The 14,167-nt window shown below is 43.5% G+C and carries 8 protein-coding genes, 5 tRNA genes and 3 rRNA genes; 1 reads left to right on the top strand and 15 read right to left on the bottom strand.

The features are described from left to right. Positions 1-518 precede the first annotated feature (518 nt). The 12 genes from BTO08_RS01260 to BTO08_RS01205 form a co-directional block, all read right to left on the bottom strand. Positions 519-595 (bottom strand) — tRNA-Asp (locus BTO08_RS01260). A 100-nt stretch (positions 596-695) separates the two neighbouring features. After that, positions 696-811 (bottom strand): 5S ribosomal RNA (gene rrf / locus BTO08_RS01255). A gap of 133 nt (positions 812-944) precedes the next feature. Beyond that, positions 945-3,836 (bottom strand): 23S ribosomal RNA (locus BTO08_RS01250). A 335-nt stretch (positions 3,837-4,171) separates the two neighbouring features. Further along, positions 4,172-4,247: transfer RNA gene (locus BTO08_RS01245), tRNA-Ala, on the bottom strand. 24 nt (positions 4,248-4,271) lie between these two features. After that, positions 4,272-4,347 (bottom strand) — tRNA-Val (locus BTO08_RS01240). Positions 4,348-4,416: 69 nt separating this feature from the next. Continuing rightward, positions 4,417-4,492, bottom strand: a tRNA-Lys gene (locus tag BTO08_RS01235). A 2-nt stretch (positions 4,493-4,494) separates the two neighbouring features. After that, a tRNA-Glu gene (locus BTO08_RS01230) sits at positions 4,495-4,570 on the bottom strand. 99 nt (positions 4,571-4,669) lie between these two features. Continuing rightward, positions 4,670-6,214: ribosomal RNA gene (locus BTO08_RS01225) — 16S ribosomal RNA — on the bottom strand. Together the 16S, 23S and 5S rRNA genes with 5 tRNA genes alongside form the textbook arrangement of a ribosomal RNA operon. Positions 6,215-6,570: 356 nt before the next feature. Continuing rightward, the gene (locus tag BTO08_RS01220) at positions 6,571-7,020 is read right to left on the bottom strand and encodes a prepilin-type N-terminal cleavage/methylation domain-containing protein (RefSeq protein WP_105059572.1); all 450 of its coding nucleotides are present in this window, start codon (positions 7,018-7,020) and stop codon (positions 6,571-6,573) included. After that, complete coding sequence (locus BTO08_RS01215; RefSeq protein WP_105059571.1) at positions 7,010-8,347, bottom strand: hypothetical protein; 1,338 nt, start codon at positions 8,345-8,347, stop codon at positions 7,010-7,012. The genes BTO08_RS01220 and BTO08_RS01215 overlap by 11 nt, the downstream gene beginning before the upstream one ends. Further along, positions 8,344-8,982, bottom strand: a complete 639-nt coding sequence (locus tag BTO08_RS01210) for a PilW family protein (RefSeq protein ID WP_105059570.1) — start codon at positions 8,980-8,982, stop codon at positions 8,344-8,346. The genes BTO08_RS01215 and BTO08_RS01210 overlap by 4 nt, the downstream gene beginning before the upstream one ends. Further along, a complete protein-coding gene (locus tag BTO08_RS01205) occupies positions 8,960-9,550 on the bottom strand; it encodes a GspH/FimT family pseudopilin (protein ID WP_105059569.1) in 591 nt (196 codons plus the stop codon). The genes BTO08_RS01210 and BTO08_RS01205 overlap by 23 nt, the downstream gene beginning before the upstream one ends. Positions 9,551-9,682: 132 nt before the next feature. Here BTO08_RS01205 and BTO08_RS01200 point away from each other — a divergent pair, with 132 nt between their 5' ends. After that, the gene (locus tag BTO08_RS01200; RefSeq protein ID WP_105059568.1) at positions 9,683-10,084 is read left to right on the top strand and encodes a type IV pilin protein; all 402 of its coding nucleotides are present in this window, start codon (positions 9,683-9,685) and stop codon (positions 10,082-10,084) included. 47 nt (positions 10,085-10,131) lie between these two features. Here BTO08_RS01200 and dnaJ read toward each other — a convergent pair whose 3' ends face one another. The 3 genes from dnaJ to grpE all read right to left on the bottom strand — a co-directional run bounded on the left by dnaJ (position 10,132) and on the right by grpE (position 14,119). Further along, entirely contained in the window at positions 10,132-11,274 is a 1,143-nt protein-coding gene (gene dnaJ / locus BTO08_RS01195) for a molecular chaperone DnaJ (RefSeq protein ID WP_005369459.1), read from the bottom strand. Between the two features lie 101 nt (positions 11,275-11,375). Continuing rightward, positions 11,376-13,289 carry a molecular chaperone DnaK gene (gene dnaK / locus BTO08_RS01190; protein ID WP_105059567.1) on the bottom strand — a complete coding sequence of 638 codons (1,914 nt, stop codon included), beginning with the start codon at positions 13,287-13,289 and terminating at the stop codon, positions 11,376-11,378. A gap of 215 nt (positions 13,290-13,504) precedes the next feature. Continuing rightward, complete coding sequence (gene grpE / locus BTO08_RS01185; protein WP_105059566.1) at positions 13,505-14,119, bottom strand: nucleotide exchange factor GrpE; 615 nt, start codon at positions 14,117-14,119, stop codon at positions 13,505-13,507. Between the last annotated feature and the right edge of the window lie 48 nt (positions 14,120-14,167).

Below are 14,167 nucleotides of genomic sequence, written 5' to 3'. Positions count from 1 at the left end.
CAGTCATACAAAAAAGCTCTACTGAGTTCTTAAATAAGTGGTCGAAAGTGCTGGACTTGCCTAAGCTTCGCAATAAAAGCTTAACTACACACTATCATTTCCACTTTCTACAGACGAAAAAAAACCTCGCTATTACTAGCGAGGCTTCTTAATAAGTGGCGGAACGGCCGGGCTTGCGCTCAAGCGGGACTCGAACCCGCGATCCCCTGCGTGACAGGCCGCTAAGCTCTCCAATAAAGAGGCTAACCAACTGAACTACCAACTCACTCAATTACATTTAACTCATTTATTCCAAATGTAAAAAAGCCCTAGTCTTTCGACTAGGGCTTAATATAAGTGGCGGAACGGCCGGGCTTGCGCTCAAGCGGGACTCGAACCCGCGCTCCCCAGCGTGACAGGCCGCTAAGCTCTTCAATAAAGAGGCTAACAAACTGAACTACCAACTCACTCAAATACATTTAACTCATTTATTCCAAATGTAAAAAAGCCCTAGTCTTTCGACTAGGGCTTAATATAAGTGGCGGAGCGGACGGGACTCGAACCCGCGACCCCCGGCGTGACAGGCCGGTATTCTAACCAACTGAACTACCGCTCCACACGGAGATAAAACTTTCGTTTTATCCGATATCCGTAGTTCAGAACAAGTATCTTAACTTTTTGTCTTCACTTTTTATAAAAGTGAAAGAAAATTCAAAGCCTGGCGATGTCCTACTCTCACATGGGGAGACCCCACACTACCATCGGCGCTATTACGTTTCACTACTGAGTTCGGCATGGGATCAGGTGGGTCCATAACGCTATGGTCGCCAAGCAAATTCGGTTTTATTTATTGTCATTAGACAATAAATAGCAATCTGGGAAAATCTAACTAGTGTTCTCTACACGTTCAAGTGTACTTTGGAGTCCGCTTTTCTCTTTACGAGATAAAACCCCTTGGGTGTTGTATGGTTAAGCCTCACGGGCAATTAGTATCGGTTAGCTCAATGCCTCGCAGCACTTACACACCCGACCTATCAACGTTGTAGTCTTCAACAACCCTTTAGAGACCTTAAAGGTCTAGGGATGACTCATCTTGAGGCTCGCTTCCCGCTTAGATGCTTTCAGCGGTTATCGATTCCGAACTTAGCTACCGGGCAATGCGTCTGGCGACACAACCCGAACACCAGCGGTTCGTCCACTCCGGTCCTCTCGTACTAGGAGCAGCCCCTCTCAATCATCCAACGCCCACGGCAGATAGGGACCGAACTGTCTCACGACGTTCTAAACCCAGCTCGCGTACCACTTTAAATGGCGAACAGCCATACCCTTGGGACCGACTTCAGCCCCAGGATGTGATGAGCCGACATCGAGGTGCCAAACACCGCCGTCGATATGAACTCTTGGGCGGTATCAGCCTGTTATCCCCGGAGTACCTTTTATCCGTTGAGCGATGGCCCTTCCATTCAGAACCACCGGATCACTATGACCTGCTTTCGCACCTGCTCGAATTGTCATTCTCGCAGTCAAGCGGGCTTATGCCATTGCACTAACCTCACGATGTCCGACCGTGATTAGCCCACCTTCGTGCTCCTCCGTTACTCTTTGGGAGGAGACCGCCCCAGTCAAACTACCCACCAGGCACTGTCCGTAACCCCGATAAGGGGCCAACGTTAGAACATCAAGCATACAAGGGTGGTATTTCAAGATTGACTCCACAACCACTGGCGCGGTTGCTTCAACGTCTCCCACCTATCCTACACATGTAGGGTCAATGTTCAGTGCCAAGCTATAGTAAAGGTTCACGGGGTCTTTCCGTCTAGCCGCGGGGACGCAGCATCTTCACTGCGATTTCAATTTCACTGAGTCTCGGGTGGAGACAGCGTGGCCATCATTACGCCATTCGTGCAGGTCGGAACTTACCCGACAAGGAATTTCGCTACCTTAGGACCGTTATAGTTACGGCCGCCGTTTACCGGGGCTTCGATCAAGAGCTTCGACCGAAGTCTAACCCCATCAATTAACCTTCCGGCACCGGGCAGGCGTCACACCGTATACGTCATCTTTCGATTTTGCACAGTGCTGTGTTTTTAATAAACAGTTGCAGCCACCTGGTATCTGCGACTCCCGGCAGCTTAGAGAGCAAGTCTCATCACCGCTAGGAGCGTACCTTCTCCCGAAGTTACGGTACCATTTTGCCTAGTTCCTTCACCCGAGTTCTCTCAAGCGCCTTGGTATTCTCTACCTGATCACCTGTGTCGGTTTGGGGTACGATTTCTTATAATCTGAAGCTTAGAAGCTTTTCCCGGAAGCATGGCATCAATGACTTCGTTACCGTAGTAACTCGACATCGTATCTCAGCCTTAAGATGGTCCGGATTTGCCTAAACCATCAGCCTACATACTTGGACCTGGACAACCGTCGCCAGGCTCACCTAGCCTTCTCCGTCCCTCCATCGCAATTATAAGAAGTACGGGAATATTAACCCGTTTCCCATCGACTACGCCTTTCGGCCTCGCCTTAGGGGTCGACTTACCCTGCCCCGATTAACGTTGGACAGGAACCCTTGATCTTCCGGCGAGGGAGTTTTTCACTCCCTTTATCGTTACTCATGTCAGCATTCGCACTTCTGATACCTCCAGCAAACCTTACGATTCACCTTCAACGGCTTACAGAACGCTCCCCTACCCAATGAAGTAAAACTTCATTGCCGCAGCTTCGGTGTATAGCTTAGCCCCGTTAAATCTTCCGCGCAGGCCGACTCGACCAGTGAGCTATTACGCTTTCTTTAAATGATGGCTGCTTCTAAGCCAACATCCTGGCTGTCTGAGCCTTCCCACATCGTTTCCCACTTAGCTATAACTTTGGGACCTTAGCTGGCGGTCTGGGTTGTTTCCCTCTTCACGACGGACGTTAGCACCCGCCGTGTGTCTCCCGGATAGTACTTACTGGTATTCGGAGTTTGCAAAGGGTTGGTAAGTCGGGATGACCCCCTAGCCTTAACAGTGCTCTACCCCCAGTAGTATTCGTCCGAGGCGCTACCTAAATAGCTTTCGGGGAGAACCAGCTATCTCCGAGTTTGATTGGCCTTTCACCCCTAGCCACAAGTCATCCGCTAATTTTTCAACATTAGTCGGTTCGGTCCTCCAGTAAGTGTTACCTCACCTTCAACCTGCCCATGGCTAGATCACTCGGTTTCGGGTCTAATCCTAGCAACTCATTCGCCCAGTTAAGACTCGGTTTCCCTACGGCTCCCCTAAACGGTTAACCTTGCTACTAAAATTAAGTCGCTGACCCATTATACAAAAGGTACGCAGTCACCCAACAAGTGGGCTCCTACTGCTTGTACGTACACGGTTTCAGGTTCTATTTCACTCCCCTCACAGGGGTTCTTTTCGCCTTTCCCTCACGGTACTGGTTCACTATCGGTCAGTCAGGAGTATTTAGCCTTGGAGGATGGTCCCCCCATATTCAAACAGGATATCACGTGTCCCGTCCTACTCGTTTTCACTGATAATGCGTTGTCGGTTACGGGGCTATCACCCTGTATCGCAGAACTTTCCAGAACTTTCACCTAACGCAAAACTAGCTTAAGGGCTAATCCGGTTTCGCTCGCCGCTACTACCGGAATCTCGGTTGATTTCTCTTCCTCGGGGTACTTAGATGTTTCAGTTCCCCCGGTTCGCCTCATAGTGCTATGTATTCACACTATGATACGTGCTTATGCACGTGGGTTTCCCCATTCGGAAATCCCAGAGTCACCGGTTTTTACTACCTTCTCTGGGCTTATCGCAAGTTAATACGTCCTTCATCGCCTCTGACTGCCAAGGCATCCACCGTGTACGCTTAGTCACTTAACCATACAACCCCAAGAGGTTTCGCTCTTAGTCTCCACTTAAAAAGTGGAGTAAGTTGGTCAAACAACCAAGGTTTGTGTTCAACACTTCGATCAAGAAAGTATTAAACGTTGGTTTTTCGCCGGACTCATTTATTTGTCTTCACTTTTAAAAAGTGAAAGCAAACACAGACACTTGAATGTGTATGTTTTGAGAACTCGTTCTTCTTTCGAAGAACATTTTTTAAAATCAATCTTTCGATTGAATTTACTAGTCAGCTTTCCAGATTGTTAAAGAGCATTGTGTTTCTATTTAAAGATCCACTTTTTAATCACACTCATAGGAATGTCTTTAGAAAGTGGTGGAGCTAAGCGGGATCGAACCGCTGACCTCTTCGCTGCCAGCGAAGCGCTCTCCCAGCTGAGCTATAGCCCCATATTTTACTTCTTGAGAAAGAAGTGGTGGGCGATACCGGGCTCGAACCAGTGACCCCCTCCTTGTAAGGGAGGTGCTCTCCCAACTGAGCTAATCGCCCACGATAGTTGCTATTTGTTTTTCACTTTAAAAAGTGAAATCAAACTAGCTTTCCTTCGTGGAAAGGAAATGGTGGGTCGTGCAGGATTCGAACCTGCGACCAATTGATTAAAAGTCAACTGCTCTACCAACTGAGCTAACGACCCATTGGCGTCCCGTAGGGGAGTCGAACCCCTGTTACCGCCGTGAAAGGGCGGTGTCCTAGGCCTCTAGACGAACGGGACAATGTTCATACTTAATGTTGTTGGGCAACATTAAGTGGCTCTCTTACATTTTAACCAAGCAATCTGTGTGGACACTGCATTAAACAGTAAGTCTTTAGGTAAGGAGGTGATCCAGCCCCAGGTTCCCCTAGGGCTACCTTGTTACGACTTCACCCCAGTCATGAACCACACCGTGGTAAACGCCCTCCCGAAGGTTAAGCTATCTACTTCTGGTGCAGCCCACTCCCATGGTGTGACGGGCGGTGTGTACAAGGCCCGGGAACGTATTCACCGTGACATTCTGATTCACGATTACTAGCGATTCCGACTTCATGGAGTCGAGTTGCAGACTCCAATCCGGACTACGACGTACTTTCTGGGATTCGCTCACCATCGCTGGTTGGCAGCCCTCTGTATACGCCATTGTAGCACGTGTGTAGCCCTACTCGTAAGGGCCATGATGACTTGACGTCGTCCCCACCTTCCTCCGGTTTATCACCGGCAGTCTCCCTGGAGTTCCCACCATTACGTGCTGGCAAACAAGGATAAGGGTTGCGCTCGTTGCGGGACTTAACCCAACATTTCACAACACGAGCTGACGACAGCCATGCAGCACCTGTCTCAGAGTTCCCGAAGGCACCAAAGCATCTCTGCTAAGTTCTCTGGATGTCAAGAGTAGGTAAGGTTCTTCGCGTTGCATCGAATTAAACCACATGCTCCACCGCTTGTGCGGGCCCCCGTCAATTCATTTGAGTTTTAATCTTGCGACCGTACTCCCCAGGCGGTCTACTTAACGCGTTAGCTCCGAAAGCCACGGCTCAAGGCCACAACCTCCAAGTAGACATCGTTTACGGCGTGGACTACCAGGGTATCTAATCCTGTTTGCTCCCCACGCTTTCGCATCTGAGTGTCAGTATCTGTCCAGGGGGCCGCCTTCGCCACTGGTATTCCTTCAGATCTCTACGCATTTCACCGCTACACCTGAAATTCTACCCCCCTCTACAGTACTCTAGTCTGCCAGTTCAAAATGCTGTTCCGAGGTTGAGCCCCGGGCTTTCACATCTTGCTTAACAGACCACCTGCATGCGCTTTACGCCCAGTAATTCCGATTAACGCTCGCACCCTCCGTATTACCGCGGCTGCTGGCACGGAGTTAGCCGGTGCTTCTTCTGTTGCTAACGTCAAACAGCAAAGCTATTAACTTTACTGCCTTCCTCACAACTGAAAGTACTTTACAACCCGAAGGCCTTCTTCATACACGCGGCATGGCTGCATCAGGGTTTCCCCCATTGTGCAATATTCCCCACTGCTGCCTCCCGTAGGAGTCTGGACCGTGTCTCAGTTCCAGTGTGGCTGATCATCCTCTCAGACCAGCTAGGGATCGTTGCCTTGGTGAGCCATTACCCCACCAACAAGCTAATCCCACCTGGGCTAATCCTGACGCGAGAGGCCCGAAGGTCCCCCTCTTTGCTCCGAAGAGATTATGCGGTATTAGCTATCGTTTCCAATAGTTATCCCCCACATCAGGGCATATTCCCAGGCATTACTCACCCGTCCGCCGCTCGTCAGCATTGATAGCAAGCTATCAATCTGTTACCGCTCGACTTGCATGTGTTAGGCCTGCCGCCAGCGTTCAATCTGAGCCATGATCAAACTCTTCAATTAAAGTTTTGTTGTTTCCGAAGAAACGGCTCAATGAATACTGTTAAAATACCACTAACTAGAAGCTAGTTAGGATATTTGAATTGACTGTGCCGATATTTCTATCGTTTTGGTCACTAGTATCATTGATAAATCTTTCGACTTAACTATTCAACGAGTGCCCACACAGATTGCATGGTCAAATTATTAAAGAACAATACTGATTTCGTTGCTAGCCAGTGGCTTGCTCCGTGTCAGTGAGGACGCATTATAGGAGTATTTTCTTTGCTGACAATATTTTTTTAATAAAAAAAAATCGTTTGAATGTTTTTTATTCAAAACGACTTTTAAAAGTATTTTTTGACAAAAATTTAGGCGGGTTAATCAAATTCACTGTAACGAGAAAATAATGTTTTTAACGCTACATTAGAAGTGTTACCCCATCGATCAACCCATTGGACGTCAACAGCAATAACTTTTGCATCAGCATTTGTTGATCCTGCCGGTTTCATTTTATCCTCTATCTCCCAACTTCTCTTAAATGTATATGAAGAGCCAGAGACAACAATGTTTTCTATAGGATAACTTCCATCAGCTAAAACAGGGTCATCAAAATATAAGGTATTTGTACCACCACTGATATTTGCTCTTGCTCTAAAAAACTCAAGCTTATCCTCTGCAAGTTGTAATGCCTCCAAAGAGTTCAATGCAAAATCAGCCTTTCTATCTATATATATTTGTAATTTCACAAGCCCTAGAACACCTACTGAAAGTACAACAAGAGCAATTAAACTTTCTAGAAGGCTAAATCCTTTTTGATTAGAAATCATGCCAAGATCCCTTTTCCCATTTTAACTGGGTGCTATGTTTTGTAACTTTTCCTTTATTATAAGAAGGAATAATTGAGCCATTAATCTTTATTGTCCTTCCTATCGCATCAATTCCAACGCCACCATCAATATATACGGAACCTTCAGCTAAAAAGGGCATCTGATCATAATCGGCTGTCAGATGACTTTGTAGAAAACTACCTGGAAGTACACCTATATCGGTACTTTCATTAAATAAATTTTCCCAAGCTGTAAGTACATCTAATGAAGTACTTACGTACTGATAGAGAATTCCATTAAAATAAGTAACTGCCTTTGTAAATAAAACACCATTAAATACAATCAACTGAACTGCTTCATCATTATTTGATTCAATAGCTGTTCCAAAAATAGCTCCTGTTAATGCACAGTTACCATCAATCCAAATACGTCTTTTTCCGTTTTTATAAGCATTATCAACCTTCGTATGACAATTTTTAATCCAGCCTCCTGATGTTTTATCTAAAGCATTATCACCGATAACAATACCGACAGTATCGTTTTTTATATCTTCCCTAACCGAGGCATGTTCTGATATATCTTTGTTAAATAGCGCCTTAAAAACATCAACTGTCTCATTCTCTAAAATATCCCCTCCTTTAACAGGAGTAATTGAAAAAGCACTTGGCGGTTTAGCAGGATCGAATAAATTGGAAAGATAGGCACTATTACATTCAAAAGAAGGAGCCCCTAATCCTCCACCTCCATGTGCACTAGTTGTTGAATCGACTGTGAAAAAATGTTCGTCAGTCCCTGATATAGATGCGACGTAATTTACCGTGCCACCAGATACAACAGACTTACACTTATATTTTCCATCAGAAGCTTTATCCTCTGTTTTATTTGGAACAAAGTGCTGAGAGCCAGTTAATTCAATAGACGCGCTTGTTTCAATAGTACTAAGAACACCACCACCTCCATAACCAATACTTTTGTTAATCTCTTGTATTGAACCATCATGGCTATAACGACTTATCAATTGATATTCAGTATGCTCACCCACATCTGGATAAGAGTTGATCATTAGTGAAGACGAAGGTGCCAAATCATTACATACATGACTAAATGTCGATTCTGTAGGTTTTATATTTTTTTGCTTTAATTCAGTAAAAGCACACTCTAAACCACCTTCAGCATTCCAGAATGCTTGGCGTTCTAATATAGTATTTTGAGCACGCTTGATTTGATAAAAAACTTGTTTTGATGAGGCTAATGAAAATAGCAAAGATGCTATTAATAAAAAACTAACAATAGATAAACTCACCATTCCATACTGCTTTATAATCACTGTATATTCCTTAATACAATAGAAGCTTTCCCAGCATGCGTATATGTTGTTCCAATCAAGGTTGCATCTAAAAAAACATCCACTTTCATTGCTGTTGATTGAGCGGTAGATATAACAGAAGTAGATACATTAAAATTATTAATGGTTATATTTTTATAATCAATCAATGATGCTACTTCTGCACCACTACATAAATTACTAAACGTAAAATCTGTCATAGTTGAGAGTGCTGAAGAGGAAGATATTTTTTGGCATATTTGTATTGTTTTAGTTCCAGTTAATGTATTTTTTTGCTGGAATTTTATTCCTCGCCATTTCCCATTTTCATCTTCATATACAAAACCAATATTATTGGCAGATGAGTCGATCGTTGAAGATGAACCAGATAGCGTTACAGGCTCATCAAGCGTAGTTGTATATCCCGCTCTACGTATTTCAGTTGCAATATTTTTTAGTGTGTCATTTACATCTTGTTTAATCATTAACTGAGATGTTCTCGCTGCTGCCATCTTATTTCCGGCTAAATATATACTCCCAACAGTAGCAATAGCGATTAAACTAATTGATGACGCAACAATTAGCTCTATTAGAGAAATACCTTGTTGTTTATATTTATGAGCATGGTTTAAATTCATAAGCACCTCCGCTAGCAACAGAGCAACTACGAATCCTACCTGTCAATCTATTTAAAATAACTTGTACTTCTTTAGAGCTATCGGTTATGTAGAAATAAAACTGTCCAGTAGTATTTGGCGTTCCTCTAGACGCGTCCATCGTTAAATAGGAAGACATAGATACTTTAAAATTTATACCTTTATATTTGTTACCTAAAATAATTTGAATAGCATCAGATTTTGCATTTGATATTGTTGATGCAACTGAAGAGGCTGGTAGTAATGCTAATACCCACTGTCCATCATTATGATATTCAGTTATATCTCCTGAATCTCTAATATATTTAACTTTGAGAGGCTCATTTCTCATTACAGATTCGGATTTTGCTTGTAATAAAAAACCCTCTATATCTGCGCTAATATTTTTAACTTTATTTTTTTCTAATAATTGCGTGAATGAAGGTGCAGCAGTCATTAATAGGACTGATAATATACTAAGAGTGATCATCAGTTCTAACAGAGTAAAACCATTAAATCGAAATTCACTACAATGTATACTATGTAAATAAGAATCCTTTTCGCGAGCCATTCCTCAAATCCTTTTTAATGCTGTCCTTGATCCTTAAGAACACCTTGATTCATAGATTAACATCAACGCAAAATAGCAAGGACAAGATAAAAATCAGATATCGAGGGAACTCGTAAAATAAAGAGATTAAGGATGATGACTACACAAAAAGGCGTGACTCTGATCGAAATGTTAATTGTAGTGGCGATTATAGGTATAGTAACAGCTATCGCCTACCCTTCTTATCAAAGCCATGTTCTAAAGAGCCATCGCAATAAAGCAATGGCTGACTTAGTAATGATTCAACTCAATATTGAAGAAAATAAAACGAAAGGTATTGCGTATCCTTCATCAGGATCATTATCTGCAAGTATCTGCAGCCAGTGTGATAATTCTGGTGAGCGTTATAATTATACAATTACAAGCACATCAACTAACTACAGTTTAACTGCGTCAAAAACTAGTTTGCAATCTGCAGATATATGCTCAAATCTAATATTAAAAAGTAATGGCGAAACATCTACTACTACAGATCAAGCTGATTGCTGGAAATAAAAAAGCCGACATCACGTCGGCTTTTAAAATTCAGTGTTTAACTACTTTTAGTTAGTTAAATCATCAAAAAACTTCTTCACACCTTTAAAGAAACCTTCTGATTTTGGTTTGTGCTTACTTGCAGCTTTACCGCCAAACGTTTCTTCAAGTTCTTGAAGCAACTCTTTTTGGCGTGAGCTTAAGTTAACAGGCGTTTCCACCACTAACTTACAAATAAGATCGCCCGTCATACCGCCACGAACAGAATCAACACCTTTACCACGCATACGGAACATACGACCCGTTTGCATTTCAGCGGGTACTTTCAAGCTTACACGACCATCAAGGGTTGGAACTTCAACTTCCCCACCTAATGCCGCCATTGTAAAGCTTACAGGTACTTCACAATGTAGGTTATTGCCATCACGTTGGAAAATGTTGTGTTCTTTTACATGTACTTGGACGTACAAGTCACCTGCTGGAGCGCCAAATTCACCCGCTTCCCCTTCGCCAGTAAGACGAATACGGTCGCCAGTATCAACACCTGCAGGAATTTTAACTGATAACGTTTTGGTTTCTTCTACACGGCCTTCGCCATGACATTTATTACATGGATCTTTGATGATTTGACCACGACCATGACAGTGTGGACAAGTTTGCTGAACCGCAAAGAAACCTTGACGCATTTGTACTTGGCCAGCACCGTGACAAGTACCACATGTTGTTGCTGATGAACCTTTTTTTGCACCAGAACCATCACAAGAGTCACAACCTACTAAGGTAGGTACACGGATTTCTTTTGAACAACCGCGAACAGCTTCTTCTAACGTCAGTTCCATGTTGTAACGAAGATCTGAGCCACGCTGTGCGCGTTGTTGACGACGACCACCGCCACCACCAAAGATATCGCCGAACACATCACCAAAGATGTCGCTAAAGTCTGCACCGCCGCCGAAGCCGCCGCCACCGCCGCCCATTCCACCTTGTTCAAAGGCTGCATGGCCGTACTGATCGTAAGCTGCGCGTTTTTGGCCATCAGTTAGAATTTCATAAGCATATTTAACTTCTTTGAATTTCTCTGCTGACTCGTCGTCACCCTGGTTACGGTCGGGGTGGAACTTCATTGCTAAGCGCTTATAAGCCTTTTTAATGTCACGCTCACCTGCGTCACGGGCTACGCCTAGCACTTCATATAAATCACGTTTAGACATAACTTGATTGTCACCTGGCTAGATATAGTTACGGGCGTTAGAGTAACCTCAAACGCCCGTAATTTAAATAAGATGTTAATTAATAGATATTAATAACGTTCTTATTTGTTGTCTTTAACTTCTTCAAACTCAGCATCAACAACATCGTCGTCTTGCTTAGCTTGTTGCTCACCAGCGCCATCAGCTTGTTGAGCTTGTGCTTTCTGTTGAGCGATTTCCATTAGCTTTTGAGAAGCAGCAACTACAGCTTGAACTTTCGCATCAATTGCTTCTTTATCTTCGCCTTTACGTGCTTCTTCTAGTTCAGCAACAGCAGCTTCGATTTTTGCTTTCTCATCAGCAGGAAGTGCGTCACCCGCTTCTTCGATTTGCTTACGAGTACCGTGAATTAGCTGGTCAGCTTGGTTACGAGCAGTTACTAACTCTTCAAACTTTTTGTCGTTTTCTTTGTTAGCTTCAGCTTCTTGAACCATTTTCTCGATATCAGCATCGCTTAGACCACCAGACGCTTGGATAGTGATCTTCTGCTCTTTACCCGTAGTCTTATCTTTTGCAGATACGTTTAGGATACCATCAGCATCAAGGTCGAATGTTACTTCGATTTGTGGCATACCACGAGGTGCAGGCTGAATGCCTTCTAGGTTGAATTGACCTAGAGACTTGTTGAAGCTTGCTTGCTTACGCTCACCTTGAATTACGTGGATAGTTACCGCGCTTTGGTTATCTTCAGCAGTAGAGAACACTTGGTTCGCTTTTGTTGGGATAGTTGTGTTCTTCTCGATAAGCTTAGTCATCACGCCACCCATGGTTTCAATACCAAGAGATAGTGGAGTAACGTCTAGAAGTAGAACGTCTTTAACATCACCAGCAAGTACACCACCTTGAACAGCAGCACCTACAGCAACTGCTTCATCAGGGTTAACGTCTTTACGTGGCTCTTTACCAAAGAACTCAGTTACTTTAGCTTGAACCATAGGCATACGAGTTTGACCACCAACTAGGATAACATCAGTTATGTCACCAACAGTTAGGTCTGCATCAGCTAGCGCAACTTTTAGTGGGTCTAGAGAACGTTGAACTAGGTCTTCAACTAGAGATTCTAGTTTTGCACGAGTCACTTTGATGTTCATGTGCTTAGGACCAGTTGCATCTGCTGTAATGTAAGGTAGGTTTACATCAGTTTGTTGTGCAGATGATAGTTCGATTTTCGCTTTTTCTGCTGCTTCTTTTAGACGCTGCATTGCAAGAGGATCGTTCTTAAGGTCGATGCCTTGATCTTTCTTGAACTCTTCTACTAAGTAGTTGATTAGACGAGTATCGAAGTCTTCACCACCTAGGTGTGTATCACCGTTAGTTGCTAGAACTTCAAATGTTTTCTCACCTTCAACTTCATCGATCTCGATGATTGAAATATCAAATGTACCACCACCAAGGTCGTAAACAGCGATAGTGCGATCACCACCTTGCTTGTCTAAGCCGTAAGCTAGTGCAGCAGCTGTTGGTTCGTTAATGATACGTTTAACATCTAAACCTGCGATACGGCCAGCATCTTTTGTTGCTTGACGCTGTGCATCGTTGAAGTAAGCAGGAACTGTGATTACTGCGCCAGTAACTGGTTCGCCAAGGTAATCTTCAGCTGTTTTCTTCATTTTCTTAAGAATTTCAGCAGATACTTGAGGAGCAGCCATTTTTTGGCCTTTTGCTTCTACCCATGCATCACCGTTGTCAGCCTTAACAATTTTGTAAGGCATGATTTCGATATCGCGCTGAACTTCTTCGTCTTCAAAACGACGACCGATTAGACGCTTGATTGCGAATAGTGTGTTTTCAGGGTTTGTTACTGCCTGACGTTTTGCTGGTTGACCAACTAGCGTTTCACCATCTTGAGTGTAGGCAACAACTGATGCTGTTGTACGCTCGCCTTCTGCGTTTTCGATTACACGTGGTTTGTCGCCGTCAAGTACTGCTACACAAGAGTTTGTAGTACCTAAGTCAATACCAATGATTTTACCCATCAGACTATCTCCGAAATTCGTTATATTTACTTGCTACACCTAGAACGGATTCTAAAGTTAGCGGTTCGGGCTTTACCCGTGACAAATATGTTTAATGTCTTATGACTACTAAATAAGGCCGCCAGAATGCTTTTCAAGGGCAAAACAAAAATATTTTCAAAAAAAATAAAAAAACCCACCGAAGTGGGCCTTTATACTTTAGCTGATAAACGTTATTACGCTTGAGTATTTACGTTACCTGCTGCAGCTTTAGATACCATCACCATTGCAGGACGGATCACACGACCATTTAGCTCATAGCCTTTTTGCATCACCATCATTACAGTGTTTGGTGCAAAATCAGTGCTTTCTTGAATTGCCATCGCTTGATGGAATTCAGGGTTAAACGCTTCACCTTGTGGGTTAATTTGCGTTAAACCAAATTTAGCAACGGTGTCTGTCATTGTTTTTAGCGTTAGCTCAACACCTTCCATCATCGCTTTTGATGATTCATCAGTCTTGTCTGCCATCTCAAGTGCACGCTCAAGGTTATCAATAACAGGTAATAATTCTTCTGCAAATTTGTTTAATGCGTACTTACGTGCTTTATCAATTTCTTGCTCTGAACGACGACGAATATTTTCGCCTTCTGCGCGTGCACGTAATGCTGCATCTTTTGCTTCATTAGCTTGTGCTTCACTTGACAGTAACGCCGATTCTAGCTCTGCAATACGAGATTCGTATAATTCTTGTTCTGATTCAACAAACTCACCCTCTACAGCTTCTACTTCAACAGCGTCAACTGCATCATTTAGCTGCTCATCCTGTACATTGTGGTTTTTGTTAGTCATGCGTTGGTTCTCCGCCAAGATAATTGGGTATGTATAATCAGCAGTAGG

The sequence above is a fragment of the Photobacterium angustum genome (assembly GCF_002954615.1).
Lineage (GTDB): Bacteria > Pseudomonadota > Gammaproteobacteria > Enterobacterales > Vibrionaceae > Photobacterium > Photobacterium angustum_A.
This window is presented reverse-complemented; position numbering and strand designations above follow the sequence as displayed.

What these genes read in the sequence shown, in the direction of transcription:
- BTO08_RS01220 (WP_105059572.1), bottom strand. Translation starts at nt 7,020, where the DNA reads ATGATTTCTAATCAAAAAGGATTTAGCCTTCTAGAAAGTTTAATTGCT.
- BTO08_RS01210 (WP_105059570.1), bottom strand. Translation starts at nt 8,982, where the DNA reads ATGAATTTAAACCATGCTCATAAATATAAACAACAAGGTATTTCTCTA.
- BTO08_RS01205 (WP_105059569.1), bottom strand. Translation starts at nt 9,550, where the DNA reads ATGGCTCGCGAAAAGGATTCTTATTTACATAGTATACATTGTAGTGAA.
- BTO08_RS01200 (WP_105059568.1), top strand. Translation starts at nt 9,683, where the DNA reads ATGATGACTACACAAAAAGGCGTGACTCTGATCGAAATGTTAATTGTA.
- dnaJ (WP_005369459.1), bottom strand. Translation starts at nt 11,274, where the DNA reads ATGTCTAAACGTGATTTATATGAAGTGCTAGGCGTAGCCCGTGACGCA.
- dnaK (WP_105059567.1), bottom strand. Translation starts at nt 13,289, where the DNA reads ATGGGTAAAATCATTGGTATTGACTTAGGTACTACAAACTCTTGTGTA.
- grpE (WP_105059566.1), bottom strand. Translation starts at nt 14,119, where the DNA reads ATGACTAACAAAAACCACAATGTACAGGATGAGCAGCTAAATGATGCA.